This is a genomic window from Halomonas sp. ABH4_019 (assembly GCF_056159885.1).
The window spans coordinates 352274-372192 of record NZ_JBSWWC010000003.1 but is presented as its reverse complement, the minus strand read 5'-3'; the positions used below and the strand labels follow the sequence as shown (position 1 = coordinate 372192).

General features: G+C 69.7%; 16 protein-coding genes. 1 reads left to right on the top strand and 15 read right to left on the bottom strand.

Annotated elements, in window-relative coordinates; all coding sequences use genetic code 11:
- Nucleotides 1-76: 76 nt before the first annotated feature.
- The 3 genes from argJ to ACXAFN_RS14055 form a co-directional block, all read right to left on the bottom strand.
- The gene (gene argJ / locus ACXAFN_RS14065) at nucleotides 77-1306 is read right to left on the bottom strand and encodes a bifunctional glutamate N-acetyltransferase/amino-acid acetyltransferase ArgJ (RefSeq protein WP_474989520.1); all 1230 of its coding nucleotides are present in this window, start codon (nucleotides 1304-1306) and stop codon (nucleotides 77-79) included.
- Between the two features lie 144 nt (nucleotides 1307-1450).
- Entirely contained in the window at nucleotides 1451-4180 is a 2730-nt protein-coding gene (gene secA / locus ACXAFN_RS14060) for a preprotein translocase subunit SecA (protein ID WP_474989518.1), read from the bottom strand.
- A 54-nt stretch (nucleotides 4181-4234) separates the two neighbouring features.
- On the bottom strand, nucleotides 4235-4645 hold the full coding sequence (locus ACXAFN_RS14055; RefSeq protein ID WP_474989516.1) for a hypothetical protein: 411 nt from the start codon (nucleotides 4643-4645) through the stop codon (nucleotides 4235-4237).
- Nucleotides 4646-4785: 140 nt separating this feature from the next.
- On the opposite strand from ACXAFN_RS14055, the gene ACXAFN_RS14050 reads away from it, so the two are divergent.
- On the top strand, nucleotides 4786-5211 hold the full coding sequence (locus ACXAFN_RS14050) for a DUF721 domain-containing protein (RefSeq protein WP_474989514.1): 426 nt from the start codon (nucleotides 4786-4788) through the stop codon (nucleotides 5209-5211).
- Between the two features lie 168 nt (nucleotides 5212-5379).
- Here the strand turns inward: ACXAFN_RS14050 and lpxC are convergent, their stop codons facing one another.
- The 12 genes from lpxC to ACXAFN_RS13990 form a co-directional block, all read right to left on the bottom strand.
- Entirely contained in the window at nucleotides 5380-6291 is a 912-nt protein-coding gene (gene lpxC, locus ACXAFN_RS14045; RefSeq protein ID WP_474989512.1) for a UDP-3-O-acyl-N-acetylglucosamine deacetylase, read from the bottom strand.
- A 112-nt stretch (nucleotides 6292-6403) separates the two neighbouring features.
- Nucleotides 6404-7606, bottom strand: a complete 1203-nt coding sequence (gene ftsZ / locus ACXAFN_RS14040) for a cell division protein FtsZ (RefSeq protein WP_474989510.1) — start codon at nucleotides 7604-7606, stop codon at nucleotides 6404-6406.
- Nucleotides 7607-7640: 34 nt separating this feature from the next.
- Nucleotides 7641-8933, bottom strand: coding sequence for a cell division protein FtsA (gene ftsA / locus ACXAFN_RS14035; protein WP_474989508.1), 1293 nt, complete (start codon nucleotides 8931-8933; stop codon nucleotides 7641-7643).
- A gap of 198 nt (nucleotides 8934-9131) precedes the next feature.
- Nucleotides 9132-9857 carry a cell division protein FtsQ/DivIB gene (locus tag ACXAFN_RS14030; RefSeq protein WP_474989506.1) on the bottom strand — a complete coding sequence of 242 codons (726 nt, stop codon included), beginning with the start codon at nucleotides 9855-9857 and terminating at the stop codon, nucleotides 9132-9134.
- A 4-nt stretch (nucleotides 9858-9861) separates the two neighbouring features.
- The gene (locus ACXAFN_RS14025; protein WP_474989504.1) at nucleotides 9862-10788 is read right to left on the bottom strand and encodes a D-alanine--D-alanine ligase; all 927 of its coding nucleotides are present in this window, start codon (nucleotides 10786-10788) and stop codon (nucleotides 9862-9864) included.
- Nucleotides 10785-12197, bottom strand: coding sequence for a UDP-N-acetylmuramate--L-alanine ligase (murC, locus tag ACXAFN_RS14020; protein ID WP_474990156.1), 1413 nt, complete (start codon nucleotides 12195-12197; stop codon nucleotides 10785-10787). Before murC ends, ACXAFN_RS14025 begins: the two co-directional genes overlap by 4 nt.
- 61 nt (nucleotides 12198-12258) lie before the next feature.
- Nucleotides 12259-13344 carry an undecaprenyldiphospho-muramoylpentapeptide beta-N-acetylglucosaminyltransferase gene (gene murG / locus ACXAFN_RS14015; protein WP_474989502.1) on the bottom strand — a complete coding sequence of 362 codons (1086 nt, stop codon included), beginning with the start codon at nucleotides 13342-13344 and terminating at the stop codon, nucleotides 12259-12261.
- Entirely contained in the window at nucleotides 13341-14549 is a 1209-nt protein-coding gene (gene ftsW / locus ACXAFN_RS14010) for a putative lipid II flippase FtsW (RefSeq protein ID WP_474989500.1), read from the bottom strand. Before ftsW ends, murG begins: the two co-directional genes overlap by 4 nt.
- Nucleotides 14546-15940, bottom strand: a complete 1395-nt coding sequence (murD, locus tag ACXAFN_RS14005; protein ID WP_474989498.1) for a UDP-N-acetylmuramoyl-L-alanine--D-glutamate ligase — start codon at nucleotides 15938-15940, stop codon at nucleotides 14546-14548. The genes ftsW and murD overlap by 4 nt, the downstream gene beginning before the upstream one ends.
- A gap of 10 nt (nucleotides 15941-15950) precedes the next feature.
- Complete coding sequence (mraY, locus tag ACXAFN_RS14000) at nucleotides 15951-17033, bottom strand: phospho-N-acetylmuramoyl-pentapeptide-transferase (RefSeq protein ID WP_474989496.1); 1083 nt, start codon at nucleotides 17031-17033, stop codon at nucleotides 15951-15953.
- 8 nt (nucleotides 17034-17041) lie between these two features.
- Entirely contained in the window at nucleotides 17042-18409 is a 1368-nt protein-coding gene (locus ACXAFN_RS13995) for a UDP-N-acetylmuramoyl-tripeptide--D-alanyl-D-alanine ligase (protein ID WP_474989494.1), read from the bottom strand.
- Nucleotides 18406-19914 (bottom strand): UDP-N-acetylmuramoyl-L-alanyl-D-glutamate--2,6-diaminopimelate ligase, encoded by a 1509-nt coding sequence (locus ACXAFN_RS13990; protein WP_474989492.1) that lies wholly within the window; start codon nucleotides 19912-19914, stop codon nucleotides 18406-18408. Before ACXAFN_RS13990 ends, ACXAFN_RS13995 begins: the two co-directional genes overlap by 4 nt.
- Nucleotides 19915-19919: the final 5 nt, after the last annotated feature.

Below are 19919 nucleotides of genomic sequence, written 5' to 3'. Positions count from 1 at the left end.
CACCTTAATCCCACTTGTCCCCGCGAACGCCGCCGCGGGGGATTGCTCTCTTGACTCGGACGCGGAGCGCCGCCGATCAGCTGCGGTAATCGGCGTTGATGGCGACATATTCCCGGGTCAGGTCCGTGGTCCAGACGGTGGCGCTGCGCTCGCCACGGCCCAGGTCGATGCGGATCGGGATCTCCTCCCGGGCCATCACCTCGCTGCCGGCCTCCTCGGTATAGGCGGCGGCCCGGCCGCCCTTCTCCACCAGGCGCACGTCGCCGAGGTCGATGGCCACCCTGGAGACATCGAAGTCCTCGACCGGCGCCCGGCCCACCGCGGCGAGGATGCGCCCCCAATTGGCGTCGCTGGCGGCAAGCGCCGTCTTGACCAGCGGCGAGTGGGCGACGGTGAAGGCCACGTCCAGGGCCTCCTGGCGGGAGACGGCACCATCGACCTGCAGGCTGACGAACTTGGTGGCGCCCTCGCCGTCGCGCACGATGGCCTGGGCCAGCTCGATCATCAGTCGCTGCAGGGCCTCGCGGAACACCGCCAATCGGTGTTGGTCGTGGATGACGGCGCCCCGGCCGGTGGCGATCAGCATGCAGGCATCGTTGGTGGACGTGTCGCCATCCACCGTGATGCAGTTGAAGGAACGTTCCACGGTCTCGTGCAGCAAGGCGTCCAGCTGCGCCGGGGCGATGGCCGCATCGGTGGCCACGAAGGCCAGCATGGTGGCCATGTTGGGCTTGATCATGCCCGAGCCCTTGCTGATGCCGTTGAGGGTCACCGCCTCATCGCCCAACTGGACCGTCACACTGGCGCCCTTGGGCCGGGTATCGGTGGTGAGGATGCCCTCACCGGCCGCGGTCCATCCCTCGGCCCCCTCGTCCAGCGCGCGCAGGGCCTCCGGCAGGCCGCCCAGCAGGCGCTCCATGGGCAGCGTCTCGCCGATCACGCCGGTGGAAAACGGCAGCACATCGGTGGCCTCCACGCCCGCCAGCCTGGCCAGCTCGGCACAGGTGGCGCCGGCGTCGCGCAGGCCCGTTTCGCCGGTGCCGGCATTGGCGTTCCCGGTATTGATCACCAGATAGCGCGGCGCCTCGCCCTTCAGGGCACAGGCCGCCAGGTGCTCGCGGGCCACGGTCACCGGGGCCGCGCAGAAGGCATTGCGGGTGAAGCTTCCCGCCACGGCCGCCCCCTGCGGCACCTCGATCACCACCAGATCACGCCGGTCGGCGGTCTTGATGCCGGCCCGGGCCGTGCCCAGGCGCAGCCCTTCGATCACCGGCATGGCCGGAAAGCTTGCGGGCCCCACTGCCATCGCTTGTCTCCTGTATCAATTCGCTTGAAGGTTCGGGTCATCATGGGTGAGGTGCGAGGCGCAAGGGGCGGGTCGCCAGCGCCAGGCGGCGCACACCACGCCCCGGGTCTTGCCCCTCACACCTCACGCCTTGCCTCCTGACCCTTAACTCAGCTTCCCGCAGCACTGCTTGAACTTCTTGCCCGAACCGCAGGGGCAGGGATCGTTGCGGCCCACCTTGGGGCCTTCGCGGCGCAACGGCCGCCCGTCGCTTCCCGGCGCCGCGGCCGCCTGGGCGTCCGGCTCCTCGGCGCTCTCCGGGGCATCGTGGCGACTGTCGGCCGTCGCCTTCTCGCGCTCCAGGGACTCACGGCGCTGCTGCTCCAGGGCCTCGACCTCCTCGGGCCGACGCACCTTGACGTGGCTGAGGATCCGCGTGACGTCGGCCTTGATGTTGGTGAGCAGCATCTGGAACAGCTCGAAGGACTCGCGCTTGTACTCCTGCTTGGGATTCTTCTGGGCATAGCCGCGCAGGTGGATGCCCCGGCGCAGGTGGTCCATCGACTGCAGGTGCTCCTTCCAGCGGGTATCCAGCACCTGGAGCATCACCTGCTTCTCGAAGCGCCGCATCAGCTCGGCCCCGGCGATCTCGGTCTTCTCCTCGTAGGCCTGGCGATGCATCTCGTGGAGCCGCTCGCGGAGCTGCTCCTCGTGGAAGCGCTGGTCGTCCTCGGCCCACTGCGTCACGGGGGCCTCGAGGTTGAACTCGGTCTTGAGGTGATCCTCGAGTCCGGTCAGGTCCCATTGCTCGGGCAGGCTCTGGGGCGGCACGAACTCGCTGATGCCCTCGTCGAGCACCTCGGCCCGGATGCCGATCACGTTCTCGGAGACATCGTCGGCGGCGAGGATCTCGTTGCGCTGCTCATAGATGACCCGACGCTGGTCGTTGGCCACATCGTCGTATTCGAGCAGCTGCTTGCGGATGTCGAAGTTGCGCCCCTCGACCTTCTTCTGGGCTCGCTCCACGGCGTTGGAGACCATCTTGTGCTCGATCGCCTCACCGCGCTCCAGGCCCAGCGCCTGCATCAGGCGCTGCACCCGGTCGGAGCCGAACAGCCGCATCAGGCTGTCCTCCAGGGACAGGAAGAAGCGCGTCGAGCCGGGGTCGCCCTGGCGACCGGCCCGGCCACGCAGCTGGTTGTCGATGCGGCGTGATTCATGGCGCTCGGTGCCGACCACGTGCAGGCCGCCGGCGGCGAGCACCGCCTCGTGGCGTTCCTTCCAGTCGGCCTTGAGGCGCTCGATCTGCGCCTCGTCGGGCGCGTCGAGCTGCGCCGCCTCGGCCTCCCAGTTGCCGCCCAGCACGATATCGGTACCGCGGCCGGCCATGTTGGTGGCGATGGTGATGGCGCCGGGGCGACCGGCCTGGGCGATGATCTGCGCCTCGCTCTGGTGCTGCTTGGCATTGAGCACGTTGAAGGTCATCCCGGCGCGTTTCATCATCTCGGCCAGGTACTCGGAGGTCTCGATGGAGGCGGTACCCACCAGCACCGGGCGGCCGGCCTCCGTCTGGGTCCTGACGTCCTCGATGATGGCCTCGAACTTCTCCTCGGCGCTGAGATAGACCAGATCGTTCTGGTCGTCACGGACCAGCGGCTTGTTGGTGGGAATCACCACCACATCCAGGCCATAGATCTGGCGGAACTCGAAGGCCTCGGTGTCGGCGGTGCCGGTCATGCCGGACAGCTTGTCGTAGAGACGGAAGTAGTTCTGGAAGGTGGTGGAGGCCAGCGTCTGACTCTCGCGCTGGACCGTCACCCCCTCCTTGGCCTCCACCGCCTGGTGCAGCCCCTCGGACCAGCGACGCCCCGGCATGGTACGGCCGGTATGCTCGTCGACGATCACCACCTGGCCGTCGCTGACGATGTAGTCGATGTCATGATGGTAGAGGTGACGAGCGCGCAGCGCCGAATGCATGTGCTGCAGCAGGTTGAGGTTCTGGGCGGCGTAGAGGGAATCCTCCTCGCCCAGCAGCCCCTCGCCGCGCATCAGTTCCTCGACCCTGTGGTGGCCGCCCTCGGTCAGCTCCACCTGCTTCTGCTTCTCGTCCAGGGTGAAATCGCCGCTTTCCGGGTCTTCCTCGTCGGTGCAGACCGTCAGGTTGACCGCCAGGCGATCGATGACCTTATACAGCTCGGTGTTCTCGTCCACCGCCCCGGAGATGATCAGCGGGGTCCTCGCCTCATCGATCAGGATGGAGTCGACCTCGTCGACGATGGCATAGCTCAGTGCACGCTGGACCTTGTCCTCCAGGGAGAAGGCCATGTTGTCGCGCAGGTAGTCGAACCCGAACTCGTTGTTGGTGCCGTAGGTGATGTCACAGGCGTAGGCCGCGCGCTTCTCCTCCGGGGTCTGGCCGGCATAGATGGTGCCCACGGACAGCCCCAGGAACTCGTACAACGGACGCATCCAGTCGGCGTCGCGTCGCGCCAGGTAGTCGTTCACCGTGACCACGTGCACGCCCTCGGCCGGCAGGGCGTTGAGGTAGACGGCCAGGGTCGCCACCAGGGTCTTGCCCTCGCCGGTCTTCATCTCGGCGATGCGCCCGCCGTTCAGGGTGATGCCACCGATCATCTGGACATCGAAATGACGCATGCCCATGACACGCTTGCCGGCCTCGCGCACCGTGGCGAAGGCCTCGGGCAGCAGGTCGTCGAGGGCCTCGCCGGCGGCCAGGCGCTCGCGAAAGTCGCCGGTGCGGGCCTGGAGCGCCGCGTCGTCGAGGGTCTCGAGGTCCGTCTCGAGGGCGTTGATGCGGGCCACGATCCGGCCCATGCGCTTCACTTCACGGTCGTTCTTGGAGCCGACGACCTTGCGTAACAGGTTGTTGATCATGAAGGGTCCAATCGCTGCGGGTGCTTCAGGCCGGGCACTCCTCCCGGCCGCTCGTCATGCGGGCATGCGGAAGAGACGAGCCCGCGGCGGACCACGACGGGTCAGGACGTCATGGGCGGCCACGGCACGCGCTGCCGGGGGCGCCTCGGGGCGCCGACGGCCGCAGCGAGTCGAGGCCAGGCAGCGGCGGCTGGCGGGCCAGCGGCGCCGGGCGCGCCGCCGCGCCTGGAGGCGGGAACTGGCGCGGATCAGGGCCGGCGCCAGGATGCAGATCTGGATGACGCGCTCGACGGGGCGCGCCGCCTCGAGCGACGTCAGCCCCGCCGGCAACAGGCAACTCACCAGCAGGCCCGCCAGCCACCAGCGGGTCGCCCGGCGCTCCGGCGGCCGGCGCTCCGGCACCCGACGCGACGCCGCTCCGGCGAGGGCTGACGAAGCTGTCTCCGCGGTAAGGCTGCTGGCCATGCTGTCGTGGGACTCCCATGCCTGTGCTAGGCTGATGCGTTCTAGGGCCGTCGAGGCGATGGCCGACGGCGACTCCCCAGGGCCGAACCCCGAGAATCAAGCTGATGAGTATAAAGGTTAAGCGGTTCCGAGCACAGCCCATGTCACGGCTGCTGGACGGTCGCGGCGAGCTCGGCGACCTGATGCGCCGGGCCCGGCTGATCGAACGGGCCCAACGTCATCTCCGCGACCACCTGCCAACCGAACTCGGCGACCACCTCTTCGTCGGCGGCTTTCACCAGGGGCGACTGACGGTGATCACCGACCGCGCGGTGTGGCTGACCCGGCTGCGCTACGAACAGGCTCGTCTGCTGGCCCTGCTGCACGAACTGCCCGGCTTCGCCGCGGTCACCGGCTTCGATTTCAAGGTCCGCCCGGTGCGCCCGCCCAAGGCGCCGGTCCGCCAGACCCGCCGCCTGCCCGCCCGCGCCGCCGATGAACTCTCCAGCTGCGCCGCCGACGTGGACGACCCGCGCCTCAAGCGAGCCCTGGAGCGCCTGGCCTCCCATGCCGAACGCGAGCCGTAAGCCGTAAGCCGTAAGCCGTAAGCCGTAAGCCGTAAGCCGTAAGCCAATAATAATTCCTGCATGTAATATTTCCCTGCATACAGAAAACCCCGCCGGTAGCCTACCAGGCGGGGTTGTAGTTTCTTACAGCTTAAGTCTTACAGCTTATAGCTCCCGGCGAAGCCGGAGTCAGGCCATGGCCGGGGCGGCGTAGGAAATCGGCGCCTTGGCGCTCTCTTCCTCGAAGGTCACGAGCTCCCAGGCATCCTGATGTTCCATCAGCGCCCGGCACAGCTGGTTGTTGAGGGCATGCCCGGACTTCACGCCGCGGAACTCGCCGATCAGGCTGTGGCCCAGCTGGTAGAGGTCGCCGATGGCATCCAGCACCTTGTGCTTGACGAACTCGTCGTCGTAGCGCAGTCCACCCTCGTTCACGATCCGGTAATCGTCGACCACGATGGCGTTATCGAGGCTGCCACCCAGCGCCAGGTTATTGGAGCGCAGGTGCTCGAGGTCGCGCATGAAGCCGAAGGTGCGGGCCCGCGAGACTTCCTTGACGAAGGAGGTGGTGGAGAAGTCGACCACGGCATTCTGCTTCTGGGCCTCGAACACCGGATGATCGAAATCGATAGCGAAGGACACCTTGAAGCCCTGATGGGGCAGGAACAGGGCCTCCTTGTCGCCGTCACGCACCACCACTTCACGCTTGATGCGGATGAACTTCTTGGCGGCGTTCTGCTCGGCGATGCCGGCGGACTGAATCAGGAACACGAAGGGCCCGGCGCTGCCGTCCATGATCGGCACCTCGGGGGCACTGACGTCCACGTAGGCGTTGTCGATGCCGAGGCCGGCCAGGGCCGACATCAGGTGTTCGACGGTCGCCACCTTGACGCCATCCTTGGACAGGGCGGTGCACAGGGTGGTGTCGGTGACGCTCTCGGCATTCGCCGGGATCTGCACCTCCGGCTCCAGGTCGGTGCGCACGAAGATGATGCCGGTGTCGACCGGCGCCGGCCGCAGGGTCAGATAGACCTTCTTGCCGGAATGCAGGCCGACGCCGGTGGCGCGAATGACGTTCTTGAGAGTGCGTTGTCTGATCATGGGCAGTCGCCAGGCAGTCGGTGATTATCAAACACCGTTCACTATAACACCGAACGCACGTTTCAACAAAAACAACTTCCCCTAACCCGTCCTATGAGAACGATAGCGACTCTCAATCGGCCTGGCGCCGCAGGAAGGCCGGGATGTCCAGGTAATCGTCGAGATCCTGGGACTTGCGCTGCTCCGGCTGGGAACGAGACGCCTCCTGAGGCTCGGCCTTGGGCGCGGTCGCCGCGCCACGATTAACCGTCGCCTGCTGCGCGCGACCCGCCGCGGCGGCCTGACGCTGCCGATAGTCGCCGCCGGATGCCGACTCGCGCCGTGAGCTCTCGCGACTGGCCGAGGCCTGCTGGCGCTGGCCGTCGAGGCCGGCGGCCACCACGGTGACCCGCAGCTCGTCGGTCATTTCCATGTCGATGGACGTGCCCACCACGATGGTGGCGTCCTGGGAGGCAAACTCCTGGACGGTGGCACCCACATCGTTGAACTCGCCGATCGACAGGTCCGGCCCGGCGGTGATGTTGACCAGGATGCCGCGCGCGCCGTGCAGGTCGATGTCCTCGAGCAGCGGGCTGCGGATCGCCTTCTCGGCGGCCTCACGGGCGCGATTCTCGCCGGTGGCCCCACCGGTGCCCATCATCGCCATGCCCATCTCGGACATCACGGTGCGCACGTCGGCGAAGTCGACGTTGATGATGCCGGGGCTGGTGATCAGCTCGGCGATGCCCTGAACGGCCCCCAGCAGCACGTCGTTGGCGGCGCTGAAGGCGGTCAGCAGGCTGGCGCTCTTGCCGAGCACCGAGAGCAGCTTCTCGTTGGGGATGGTGATCAGCGAGTCGACGTGCTCGGACAGTTCCTTCATGCCCTCCTCGGCGGCCCGCATGCGCTTGGGCCCCTCGAACGGGAAGGGACGCGTGACCACGGCCACGGTCAGGATGCCCAGCTCCTTGGCCACCTGGGCGACCACCGGCGCGCCGCCGGTGCCGGTGCCACCGCCCATGCCGGCGGTGATGAAGACCATGTCGGCGCCATTGAGGAGCTCGGCGATGCGCTCACGATCCTCCATGGCCGCCTGACGACCCACGTCGGGATTGGCGCCGGCGCCGAGGCCCTTGGTGATCTCGCTGCCGAGCTGGAGAACGGTCTTGGCCGCCACCCGCTTCAGCGCCTGGGCATCGGTGTTGGCGCAGATGAATTCGACGCCTTCGATGCTGCTCTCGACCATGTGATTGACGGCATTGCCGCCGCCGCCGCCGACACCGATGACCTTGATGACCGCACTGCTTGAGGGTGCGCTGTCTACCAGTTCGAACATTAGCCCCGTCTCCTGGACCGCGTCCGCGGCCCTGTCAGAAATTTCCTTTGAACCAGCCCTTGAGCTTTACCAGCGCCGGAATCCCTTCCCCTGCTCCGCGCCGGGAGACGTCACCACGCCTCGGTTGCGCCGACATGCCGCTGCCCGACGGCTCTTGTTGGCCGTGCCCCTGACGGGCCTCGTTTAGAGCGTAATGTAGCAAACCGACCCCCGTCGAATAAATCGGATTGCGTACCACATCGGCGAGCCCACGCACGTTCTGGGGGCAGGCGATCCGCACCGGCATGTGGAAGATCTCCTCCGCCAGTTCGACCACCCCCTCCATGCGCGAGGTCCCGCCGGTCAACACCACCCCGGCCGCGACCAGGTCCTCGAAGCCGCTGCGCCGCAGCTCGTCGCGCACCAGGGTGAAGAGTTCCTCGTAGCGAGGCTCCACCACCTCGGCCAGCGACTGGCGGGACAGGTCCCGGGCCGGGCGGTCGCCGACGCTCGGCACCTTGATCATCTCGTCGCTGGCGGCGAGCTGGGTCAGGGCACAGGCGTACTTGACCTTGATCTCCTCGGCATGCTGGGTCGGGGTGCGCAGCGCCATGGCGATGTCGTTGGTGACCTGGTCGCCGGCGATCGGGATCACCGCCGTGTGGCGGATGGCCCCCTCGGTGAATACCGCGATGTCGGTGGTACCGCCGCCGATATCGACCATGCAGACGCCCAGCTCGCGTTCGTCCTCGGTGAGCACGGCGTGGCTGGAGGCCAGCTGCTCGAGGATGATGGCATCCACGTCGAGCCCGCAGCGCCGCACGCACTTCTCGATGTTCTGCACCGCGTTGAGCGCCGCGGTGACCAGGTGCACCCTGGCCTCGAGACGCACCCCGGACATGCCCAGCGGCTCGCGGATGCCGCCCTGGGTGTCGATGGCGAATTCCTGCGGCAGCACGTGCAGCACGCGCTGCCCCTCGGAAATCGCGCGGGCCCGGGCAGAATCGATCACCCGCTCGATATCACTGGGGGCGACCTCGCGTTCCTTGATCGCCACCACGCCGTCGGAATTCATCGAGCTGATATGGCTACCGGCGATGCCCACATAGACGGAGTGGATGTCACAGCCGGCCATCAGCTCGGCCTCTTCCACGGCGCGCTGGATGGACTGCACCGTGGACTCGATGTTGATGACCACGCCCTTCTTCATCCCGCGAGAGGGATGGGAGCCGATACCGGCGATCTCGATCCCGCCATCGTCGGTGGGTTGGCCCACGATCGCCACGACCTTGGATGTTCCGATATCCAGCCCGACTACCATATTGGACGCATTGGATGGACCTGACATGAGCCGGGAAATCTCCTCGAGCCGAACCCGCGTGGGGAATGACATGTTTGCAACGAAAAAACCTGGGCCAATTATAGGAACAACTTCCCGTGCTCCACCAGCCCATGGCGAAAAACATCCGTCACGATACGGCGATTTTCCCCTAAAAGGAATACCCGTCAATGCCCCGGGACGTATCGCGCATCCCTCGGCGCACGCTCAGCTTCCCTGGGGAGCATCGACGGCCGATGGATCGGTTTCACCATGCCAGGCAACGGCCACGCCGTTGGGATAGCGCAGGTCGATGTAGCGAATATGCGACGCCAAGTCGGCAAACTCGCGATCCCAGGCCGCCAGGAAACGCGCCAGCCTGGCCTCGCGATTATTGCGGCCCAGCATTACCCAGATACCGCCCTCGACCTGCAGGCGCCAGGCACCGCGTTCCTCGAGCCGCAGCTGGCGCAAGGCCAGCCCGTGTTCGGCGAGGCGCTCGGCCAAGGCGTCCTGGTAGGCCAGTACTTCCGAGCCACTCCCCGCCGGCCCGGCCAGGTGCCCCAGCCCTTCGGGCGCCGACAGCGGCGCGAAGGCGAAGGGCTCGCCGGCCGGGTTGAGCAACTGATCGTCGTTCCAGCGGGCCACCGGGATCTGCTCGACGAGCTCGAAGACCAGCGCATTGGGCCATTCCCGCTGGATGCGCACCTCGTTCAGCCAGCCGATCTCCCGGGCCCGATCGCGCAGCTCGCCGAGATCCGCCGACAGCCAGGTCTGGCCCCGCACCAGCGGCGCCAGCTGGCGACGCAGGTAGTCGGCGCTGACCCGCTCCAGGTCGCCGCGGATGGAGACCCGCTCGATGGGGCGGTCCAGCCACAGCCACAGGGCACGGCCGCCGGCGCCGAGCACCAGCGCCAGCAGCAGGACCCCGATCAGGCTTCCGCGACGGGCCATGGCGTCACGCCCGCCCGGCGGTGTCGAGAATCCGCCGCACCAGGGCATCGAAGTCGATGCCGGCATGGGCGGCGGCCTGGGGCACCAGGCTGTGGTCGGTCATGCCGGGCACGGTGTTGACCTCGAGCAGCCAGAAGCCGCCCTCGGCGTCGCGCATCACGTCGACCCGCCCCCAGCCTGCGCCGCCGACCGCGGCGAAGGCCGTCCGGCACAGCTCGGCGAGACGCGTCTCGTCGCCCGCCGCCAGGCCGCACGGCAGGTGATAGAGGGTCTCGTCGGAGAGGTACTTGGCCTCATAGTCGTAGAATCCACTCGGCACCTCGACGCGAATGGCGGGCAGCGGCTCGTCGCCGAGCAGCGACACCGTATACTCCTCGCCGCGCACGAAGCGCTCGGCCATCACCCGCGCATCGAAGCGCGCCGCGTCGCGATAGGCCGCTTCCAGCGCCTCGGGCGTCTCGACGATGGTGATGCCCAGCGTCGATCCCTCGTGGACCGGCTTGACGATCAATGGCAGGCCGAGCCGCTCGGCCACCCCGGGCCAGTCCGCCTCGGGCCCCAGCATCACGCTCTCGGGGGTCGGCAAGCCCAGCGACTGCCAGACCTGTTTGGTGCGCTGCTTGTCCATGCCCAGCGCCGAGGCCAGCACCCCGCTGCCGGTGTAGGGAATGCCCAGCAGCTCCAGGGCGCCCTGCCAGGTGCCGTCCTCGCCGCCGCGACCGTGCAGGGCGATGAAGACCCGCTCCGGCTGCAGGGCGTGAAGCCCGGCCAGCCCGCCCTCCTCGGCGGGATCGAAGCCGATGGCATCGACCCCGCCGCGGGTGAGCGCCGCCAGCACCGCAGCCCCGCTCTTCAGCGACACCTCGCGCTCGGCGGAATCGCCGCCATAGAGCACCACCACCCGGCCCTGGCCGGTCGCCTGCGTCGTCATAGCGTCACCTCGTCGAGCGCCAGTCGGGCGTCGGCGAGACGCAGGGCGATGCCGCCCACGTCGCCGGCGCCCTGGGTGATCAGGATGTCATCGGGCCTTAGCACCTTGGCCAGCAGGCCCGGCAGTTCGGCCTTGTCCTGAACGAAGATCGGGTCCACCTCGCCGCGCTGGCGAATCGAGCCGGCCAGACTGCGACCGTCGGCCCCCGGCAGCGGCGCCTCGCCGGCCGCATAGACGTCGAGCAGCAGCAGGGTGTCGACCCCCGCCAGCACCCGCACGAAATCCTCGTACAGGTCCCGGGTCCGCGAATAGCGGTGCGGCTGGTAGACCATCACCAGGCGCCGCTGGGGCCAGCCGTCACGCACCGCCTGGATGACCATCTCCACTTCCCGGGGATGGTGGCCATAGTCGTCGACCAGCATCACCTCGCCGTCGCGCGCCGGCGACGGGAAGTGACCGTGCACCTGGAAACGGCGGCCGACCCCGGCGAACCCGGCCAGGCCGCGCAGGATGGCGTCGTCGTCGACGCCGGCGTCACTGGCCACGGCGATCGCGGCCAGGGCGTTCAGCGCGTTGTGACGCCCGGGCATGGCCAAACGCACCGGCAGCGGCGCCAGGCCGTCGGGGCGCCGCGCGGTGAAGCGCACCTCCCCTTCCGCCTGCTCGAAGTCCTCGATGCCATAGTCGGCGTCGGCGCTGAAGCCGTAGGTCACGAACTGGCGGTTGACCCGCTCGATCAGCCCGCGCACGTTGGCGTCGTCGATGCACAGCACCGCCAGGCCGTAGAACGGCAGGTTGTGCAGGAACTCGACGAAGGTGCCCTTGAGGCGTTCGAAGTCGCCGCCGTAGGTCGCCATGTGGTCGGCATCGATGTTGGTGACGATGGCCACCATGGGCTGCAGATGCAGGAAGGAAGCATCGGACTCGTCGGCCTCGGCCACCAGGTAGTCGCCCTCCCCCAGACGCGCATTGGTGCCGGCGCTGGTCAGCTTGCCGCCGATCACGAAGGTCGGGTCCAGCCCGCCCTCGCCCAGCAGGGTGGCGGTGAGGCTGGTGGTGGTGGTCTTGCCGTGGGTACCGGCCACGGCGATGCCATGGCGGAAGCGCATCAGCTCGGCGAGCATCTCGGCGCGGCGCACCACCGGCACGCGATGCTCCTGGGCCCAGCGGATCTCGGGATTGGTCGGGTCCACCGCGGTGGAAACCACCACCACGTCGGCGTCGTGGGCGTTGTCCTCGGCATGGCCGATGGCCACCCGGATGCCGCAACCCTGCAGTCGGCTGACCACCGGCGAGGCCTTGAGGTCGCTGCCACTGACCGCATAGCCCTGGTTGGCCAGCACCTCGGCGATACCGCACATGCCGGCGCCGCCGATGCCGACGAAGTGAATGCGCCGGATGCGACGCATGCCCAGCCCGCGCCCGGGGCGCGGGGGCGTGGCTTGGCCGGGAACCGGCCCTAGGGTGTGGTCACTCAAAAGCTGTCTCCATGCAACCGGCCACCAGCCGTTCGACGGCATCGAGATGGGCACAGCGTCGCGCCTGTGCGGCCATGGTGGCAAGGGTATCGGGATCGAGCAGCGTCGCCAGCCGTTCGGCCAGCGCCGCCGCGGTCATCTCGGTCTGCGGCATCAGGGCGGCGGCGCCCTCCGCCACCAGGGCCGCGGCGTTGGCGGTCTGGTGATCGTCCACCGCATGGGGAAAGGGCACGAACAGCGCCGGCTTGGCCGCCGCGGCCAGCTCGGCGACGGTCAGGGCCCCGGCCCGACAGACCACCAGGTCGGCCCAGTCGTAGGCCTCGGCCATGTCGTCGATGAAGGGCGAGACCTCGGCCGCTACGCCATGGCCCTCGTAGGCCTCCCGGGTCGCCGCGTCCTTGTCGCGGCCGGCCTGGTGGCGCACCTCGGGGCGCTCGGCCTCGGGCAAGCGGGCCAGCGCCTCCGGCAGGCCCCGGTTCAGCGCCAGGGCACCCAGCGAGCCGCCCACCACCAGCAGGCGCAGCGGGCGCCCGGCCATGGTGGCGGACGCCCGGGGCGTCTCGCCCAGGGCGGCGATCGCCTCGCGCACCGGGTTGCCGACCACCTCGGCGCGCCCCGGGAAGGCCTGTGGAAAGGCCGCATAGACCCGCCGCGCCAGCCGCGCGAGCACGCGATTGGTCAGCCCGGCCACGGCGTTCTGCTCGTGGATCACCAGCGGCCGGCGGGCCAACCAGGCGGCGAGCCCCCCGGGGCCGCTGGCGAAGCCACCGAGGCCGACCACCAGTTGGGGATCGAAGGTGCGGATCACCCTTCCGGCCTGGCGCACCGCGAGGATCAGCCGCCAGGGGGCCAGCAGCCAGCCGGCCAGGCCGTTGCCGCGCAGCCCGCTCACCGCGATGCGGTGCAGCGGCAGGCCGGCCTCGGGGACCAGGCGATTCTCGATGCCGCGCGGGCTGCCCAACCACTCGACCTCGACCCCGCGGGCCGCCAGCGCACGCGCCAGCGACAGCGCCGGAACGACGTGTCCGCCGGTGCCTCCGGCCATGATCAGGGCGCGTCGGCCCTCGCCTCGACTCATGCTTGCCTTCCTTTGCTCGTCTCGGGGGCGCCGCCTCGGGCGGCGGTCGGCCGGGCACGGCGCACCGCCTGGCGGGTCTCGATATCGGCCCGCAGCAGCAGGGCCACCATCACGCAGCTCACCACCAGGCTCGAGCCACCGTAACTGAGCAGCGGCAGGGTCAGGCCCTTGGTGGGCAGCATGCCGGTGCTCACGGCGATGTTGATGAAGGCCTGGGCGCCGATCACCAAGGCGATGCCGTAGCTGGCGTAGGCGGCGAAGGCCAGGCCGGCCAGCTCGGCGCGGCGCCCAACCGCCATGGCGCGCCATACCAGCAGCGCGAACAGGCCCACCACGGCGATGGCCCCCACCAGGCCCAGCTCCTCGGCCAGCACCGCGAACACGAAGTCGGTATGCGCCTCGGGCAGGTAGAACAGCTTCTGCACGCTGTTGCCGAGCCCGGTGCCCAGCCAGTGGCCGCGGCCGAAGGCGATCAGTGCCTGGGTCAGCTGATAGCCGCTGGCGAACTGGTCGGCCCAGGGATCGACGAAACTGGTCAGGCGCGCCATGCGATAGGGTTCGGCGATCGCCACCAGGGCGCCCAGGGCGGCCACCAGCAGCATCAGCAGCAGGAAGCGCCCCCAGGGCGCGCCCGCCATCAGCAGCATGCCCATCACACAGCCGGTCATCACCACCACGGCGCCGTAGTCCGGCTCCAGGATCAACAGGCCGCCGATCAGCGCCATCACCAGCAGCGGGCGCAGGAAGGCCCCCCACTCCCGTCGCACCTGGGGGAGGAAGCGTTCCAGATAGCCGGCCAGGTAGGCGATCAGGCACAGCTTGGCGACCTCCGAGGCCTGGAGGTTGAAGGGCACCCCGGGCAGCGACAGCCAGCGCTTGCTGCCGTTGACCTCGCGGCCGACCAGCAGCACCAGGGCCAGCAGGGCGAGACCCACCAGCAGCAGCAAGGGGCCGTTGGCCTTCCACCAGGCCAGCGGCACGCGCAGCGCCAGGACCCCCACCGTCATCGACACCAGCAGGAAGGCGCCATGGCGCAGGCTGAAGTACCAGGCGTTGCCGGTCAGGCTCGAGGCCACCTCGGTGGAGGCCGAGGTGACCATCACCCAGCCGATCAACAGCAGCGACAGGGTGGCGATCACCAGCCAGCCGTCGACGGGCTGGTCGGCGGTGGAGAGCCGCGTGCGCAACCGGGACAGGCGACTCATGGCGCGCCCTCCCCGGCCAGGCGCTTCACGGCCATGCGGAAGGCCTCGCCGCGGGCCCGGTAGTCAGGAAACTGGTCGAGGCTGGCGCAGGCCGGCGACAGCAGTACGCAGTCGCCGGGGGCGGCGATCTCGGCGGCCCGGGCCATGGCGGCCTCGAGATCCGCGACCCGAGTCAGCGCCACGCCGCCATCCAGCGCCGCCGCCAGGCGCTGGGCATCGCGGCCGAACAGGATGGCCTCGCGGCCGTACCGCGCCAGGGGGGCGGCCAGCGGCGCGAAGTCGGCGCCCTTGCCCTCCCCGCCGGCGAGCAGGATCAGCCGGCCGTCGAGGGTCGGCCCAAGCCCGGCGATGGCCGCCAGGGTCGCGCCCACGTTGGTGCCCTTGGAATCGTTGATCCAGCGCACGCCATCCACCTCGGCGACCAGCTCGCCACGGTGCGGCAGGCCGGGGAAGCGCTCGAGCACCCGGCGCATGGCGGCAAGCCCCAGGCCCAGGCGATGGCCCATGGCCAGCGCCGCCAGGGCGTTGGCCTGGTTGTGACGCCCCGGCAGGCGCACCGCCGCGGCGGGCAGCAGCGGCGTCTCGCCGTGCACCAGCCAGTCGCGGCGACCGGCGTCGTCATCGTGGGCGGCGATGCCCCACTCCTGCGTACCGGGTGCCGGCGCAGCGGTGGTAAAGCGCTCGACTGACGGTGGCGACGCGTCAGGCCAGGTGGCCGGGTCCTCGGCATTGACCACGGCATGGCGGGCGCCGCGGAAGATCGCCTGCTTGGCGGCCCGGTAGCCGGCGAGATCGCCGTGGCGGTCCAGGTGATCCTCGGACAGGTTCAGGAAGGCGACGGTCTCGGCACCGAGCCGCGGCGTGGTCTCGAGCTGGAAGCTCGACAGCTCGAGCACGTAGAGCTCGGCGTCGGGGCGCTCGGCGAGCAGGTCCAGCGCGGGCGTGCCGAGATTGCCGCCCACCGCCACGCGCCGGCCGGCCTCGGCGGCCATCTCGCCCAGCAGCGTGGTCACGGTGGACTTGGCGTTGGCGCCGGTGATGGCAGCGACGGGGGCGCGGGCCGCGCGGACGAACAGCGCGATCTCGCCGACCAGCAGCGGCTCGCCCGTCTCTCCGAGGCGCCCCGCCAGGGCCGCGAGGCCGGGGCTTCGCGGATCGACGCCGGGGCTGACCACGACCTCCCGGGCCGCATCCATGTCCAGCTCGGTCAGCGAACCGCAGTGGACCGCGACGCCGGGATGGACGGCGCGGAAGTCGTCCAGTCCCGGCGGCGCGGCGCGGGTGTCGGCGACCATGAAGGGACGCTCGAGACGTTGCAGGTGGCGGCAGATGGCGCGCCCGGAGATCCCGAGCCCGACCACCAGGGTGACGCCCTTGGGCACCTTGACCATCGGCGACTCCTCAGCGGATCTTCAGGGTGGCCAGCCCCAGCAGCACCAGCACCACGGTGATGATCCAGAAGCGCACGATGACCCGCGGCTCCGGCCAGCCCTTGAGCTCGTAGTGGTGATGCAGCGGCGCCATGCGGAAGATGCGACGACCGGTGAGCTTGTAGGAGCCCACCTGCAGGATCACCGAGACGGTCTCCATGACGAAGATGCCGCCCATGATGAACAGCACGATCTCCTGACGCACGATCACCGCCACCACGCCGAGGGCCGCGCCCAGGGCCAGCGCCCCCACGTCACCCATGAACACCTGGGCCGGATAGGTGTTGAACCACAAAAAGCCGAGCCCGGCGCCGGCGATGGTGGCGCAGAACACCGCCAGCTCGCCGGCCCCGGGAATCATCGGGATCTGCAGGTATTCGGCGAACACCACGTTGCCGCTGGCGTAGGCGAACACCGCCAGCCCCATGGCCACCAGCACGGTGGGCATGATCGCCAGGCCGTCGAGGCCGTCGGTGAGGTTCACGGCGTTGGAACTGCCGACGATCACCAGGTAGGTGAGCACCACGTAGAACACCCCGAGCGGCAGCACGAACTCCTTGAACAGCGGCAGGATCAGGCTGGTCTCCACCGGCGAGGCGGCGGTGACGTAGAGGATGACCGCGGCGCCCAGGCCGATCACCGACTGCCAGAAGTATTTCCAGCGCGCCGGCAGGCCGCGGGGGTTCTTCTCCACCACCTTGCGGTAGTCGTCGACCCAGCCGATGGCGCCGAAGCCCAGGGTCACGGCCAGCACCACCCAGACATAATGGTTGCGCAGATCGCCCCACAGCAGGGTGCTGACGGCGATCGCCATCAGGATCATGGCGCCGCCCATGGTCGGGGTGCCGGCCTTGGACAAGTGCGACTGAGGGCCGTCGTCGCGCACCGCCTGGCCGATCTGGCGTTCCACCAGGCGGCGGATCACCACCGGGCCGAGCCACAGGCACAGCACCAGGGCGGTCAGGGTGCCCAGGATCATGCGCAGGGTCAGATAGTTGAAGACGTTGAAGGCGCTCTGGAATTGCGCCAGCAGTTCAGCCAGAAAGAGCAGCATGTAATGCCTTACCTTGATGCATCCGGACACAGCGCCGCTACCACGGCTTCCATGCCGGCACTGCGCGACCCCTTGACCAGCACGCTGGCCCCTGGCGGCAGATGATGGAGGACGTGGCGCGTCAGCGCCTCCCGATCGTCGAAATGGCAACCCGCCTCGCCGAAGGCCCGGCTGGCCGGTCGCGCCGCCTCGCCGAGGGTGCCGAGAAAGTCGATGCCGAGCGCGCGCGCGTAGCGGCCGACCTCGGCGTGCAGCCGTTCCGAGGCCTCGCCCAGTTCGCCCATGGCGCCCAGCAGGCACCAGCGCGGCCCCGGCAGGCCGGCCAGCAGGTCGAGGGCGGCCTTCACCGCACCGGGGTTGGCGTTGTAGCTATCATCCAGCAGCCGCGACGACTTGACCCCGGCCATCACGCTGAGGCGTCCCGGCATCGGCGCCACCGCCTCGAGGCCGGCCACCACGTCGTCCGGCGCCAGCCCCATGGCCAGCGCCGCGCCTGCGGCGGCCAGGGCGTTGGCCACGTTGTGGCGCCCCAGCAGGGCCAGCTGCACGCGCCCCAGTTCGCGATCGTCGCAAAACAGCGTGAAAGCATAGCGCCCGAGCGCATCGCAAACCAGTGTCTCGGCACGCAGACGCGCCGGCCCCTCCACGGCGAAGTCCAGCACCTCCCGGGGGGCGGCGAGACTCGCCCAGCTGGCGAAATAGCGGTCGTCGCGGTTGAGCACCGCCACCCCGTCGCCGGGCAGCGACACCAGGATCTCGGCCTTGGCCTGGGCGATGCGCCCGGGACCGCCGAACTCGCCCACGTGGGCGCCGGTGACGTTGGTGATCACTGCCACCCGCGGCTCGGCCAGGCTCGCCGTCCAGGCGATCTCGCCCAGATGATTGGCACCGAGCTCGACCACCGCCTGGCGATGCTCGGACGAGAGTTCCAGCAGCGTCAGCGGCGCCCCGATGTCGTTGTTGAGATTGCCACGGGTGGCCAGGGTCGCGCCGCGGCGGGCGAGCAGCGTGGCCAGCATCTGCTTGACCGTGGTCTTGCCGCTGTTGCCGGTCACCGCCACCAACGGACCGCCCCAGACGCGACGCCGGGCGCGCCCCAGCAGGCCCAGCGCCAGCCGAGTGTCGGCGACCTCCAGCTGCGGCAGCGGGTCGTCGACGCGACGCTCGACCACCGCGGCCACCGCCCCGGCCTCCCGGGCCCGAGCGATGAAGTCATGGCCGTCGAAGCGCTCGCCGAACAGCGCCACGAACAGCGAGCCCGCCGTCAGGCGACGGGTGTCGGTGACGATCTCGCCCACCGACAGGTCCGCTTCGGGGGCGCAGACCCCCAGCGCCCGGGCGATCTCGGAAAGCGTGTCGAGCCCCACGCCGCTCATGCCTCGCCCTCCCGGCGCGCGGCCAGCGCCGCCTCGACCTCGGCCAGGTCCGAGAAGGCGTGGCGCACGCCGGCGATTTCCTGGTAGGCCTCGTGGCCCTTGCCGGCGATCAGGATCACGTCTTCGGAGGCCGCCTCAAGGATGGCGTCGCGGATCGCCCGGGCGCGACCGTCGACCGAGCGGGCCGACTGGCGGCCGGCCTCGCTGAGGCCGTCGAGCATCGCCTCACGGATCGCCGCCGGCGACTCGGAACGGGGGTTGTCGTCGGTGATCACCAGCCGGTCTGCGTGGCGCTCGGCGGCGGCGGTCATCAGCGGGCGCTTGCCGGCATCCCGGTCGCCGCCGCAGCCGAACAGGCACCACAGCCGGCCGCGCCCGGGCAGGTGGGCGCGCAGCGCCTCGAGGGCGTTCTCCAGGGCATCCGGGGTGTGGGCGTAGTCGATCACCACCGTGGGCATGCCCTCGCCGACCAGCGCCTGCATGCGCCCCGGCACCGGCGTGAGATCGCCGGCGGCCTCGAACAGCGCGTCGAGATCCTCGCCCAGCCCATGCAAGGCGGCGATGGCGAGCAGCACATTGGTCAGATTGAAGCGCCCCATCAGCGGCAGCGTCAGCACGCGTTCGCCGTCGGGGGTGGCGACCAGCGCCCGCTGACCCTCGCCGTGGGGCACCCAGTCCACCACGCGCAGGGTCACGGCCTCGTCCTCGCCCACGGCCAGCACCCTCACGCCATCGCCCAGGCCGGCCAGCATCAGCCGGGCCAGCGGATCGTCGGCGTTGACCACCGCCAGCTCGAGCTCGCCGCGCCGGAACAGCCGCGCCTTGGCCGCGGCGTAGGCGGCCATGCTGCCGTGATAATCGAGATGGTCGCGGCTCAGGTTGGTGAACACCCCCGCCCGGAGACGGCAGGCGTCGAGCCGGCCCTGCTCCAGGGCATGGGAGGAGGCCTCCATGGCCACCCGCGCGAGGCCGTCGGCGGCCAGCTCGCCGAGCATGGCCTGCAGCGCCAGCGGGCCTGGGGTCGTCAGCCGCCCCTCGACGAGCGCGCCGGGGCGACCGTGGCCCAGGGTACCCACCATGCCGGCCGGTCGGCCGAGGCGCTCGCTCAAGGCGGCGATGTAATGGGTGACCGAGCTCTTGCCGTTGGTCCCGGTGACCCCGATCAGCTCCAGGTCCTCGGGCACCGCGAAGAGATCGCGACCGAGCTCGCCGAGCCGCTGGCGCAGGTGCGGCAACGCCACCACCCGGGCATCGTCGACCGGCGCTGCCACGTCGTCGTGATGGGCCAGCACCAGGGCGGCACCGGCCTCCAGGGCCGCCGCGAGGTAATCGCGGCCGTCCCCCGCCACGCCCGGCACGGCGATGAAGACGTCGCCGGCGGCGACCTCGCGGCTGTCCAGGCACAGCCGCAACCGCTCGGGCAGGCCAAGCGTCGTCAGGGTCTCGCGCTGTCGCGGCCAGAGCGCGGCCAGGGCGGCGATCAAACGGGCGGCGGTCACGTCCATGGCGT

What these genes read in the sequence shown, in the direction of transcription:
- argJ (WP_474989520.1), bottom strand. Translation starts at nt 1,306, where the DNA reads ATGGCAGTGGGGCCCGCAAGCTTTCCGGCCATGCCGGTGATCGAAGGG.
- secA (WP_474989518.1), bottom strand. Translation starts at nt 4,180, where the DNA reads ATGATCAACAACCTGTTACGCAAGGTCGTCGGCTCCAAGAACGACCGT.
- ACXAFN_RS14055 (WP_474989516.1), bottom strand. Translation starts at nt 4,645, where the DNA reads ATGGCCAGCAGCCTTACCGCGGAGACAGCTTCGTCAGCCCTCGCCGGA.
- ACXAFN_RS14050 (WP_474989514.1), top strand. Translation starts at nt 4,786, where the DNA reads ATGTCACGGCTGCTGGACGGTCGCGGCGAGCTCGGCGACCTGATGCGC.
- lpxC (WP_474989512.1), bottom strand. Translation starts at nt 6,291, where the DNA reads ATGATCAGACAACGCACTCTCAAGAACGTCATTCGCGCCACCGGCGTC.
- ftsZ (WP_474989510.1), bottom strand. Translation starts at nt 7,606, where the DNA reads ATGTTCGAACTGGTAGACAGCGCACCCTCAAGCAGTGCGGTCATCAAG.
- ftsA (WP_474989508.1), bottom strand. Translation starts at nt 8,933, where the DNA reads ATGTCAGGTCCATCCAATGCGTCCAATATGGTAGTCGGGCTGGATATC.
- ACXAFN_RS14030 (WP_474989506.1), bottom strand. Translation starts at nt 9,857, where the DNA reads ATGGCCCGTCGCGGAAGCCTGATCGGGGTCCTGCTGCTGGCGCTGGTG.
- ACXAFN_RS14025 (WP_474989504.1), bottom strand. Translation starts at nt 10,788, where the DNA reads ATGACGACGCAGGCGACCGGCCAGGGCCGGGTGGTGGTGCTCTATGGC.
- murC (WP_474990156.1), bottom strand. Translation starts at nt 12,197, where the DNA reads ATGCGTCGCATCCGGCGCATTCACTTCGTCGGCATCGGCGGCGCCGGC.
- murG (WP_474989502.1), bottom strand. Translation starts at nt 13,344, where the DNA reads ATGAGTCGAGGCGAGGGCCGACGCGCCCTGATCATGGCCGGAGGCACC.
- ftsW (WP_474989500.1), bottom strand. Translation starts at nt 14,549, where the DNA reads ATGAGTCGCCTGTCCCGGTTGCGCACGCGGCTCTCCACCGCCGACCAG.
- murD (WP_474989498.1), bottom strand. Translation starts at nt 15,940, where the DNA reads ATGGTCAAGGTGCCCAAGGGCGTCACCCTGGTGGTCGGGCTCGGGATC.
- mraY (WP_474989496.1), bottom strand. Translation starts at nt 17,033, where the DNA reads ATGCTGCTCTTTCTGGCTGAACTGCTGGCGCAATTCCAGAGCGCCTTC.
- ACXAFN_RS13995 (WP_474989494.1), bottom strand. Translation starts at nt 18,409, where the DNA reads ATGAGCGGCGTGGGGCTCGACACGCTTTCCGAGATCGCCCGGGCGCTG.
- ACXAFN_RS13990 (WP_474989492.1), bottom strand. Translation starts at nt 19,914, where the DNA reads ATGGACGTGACCGCCGCCCGTTTGATCGCCGCCCTGGCCGCGCTCTGG.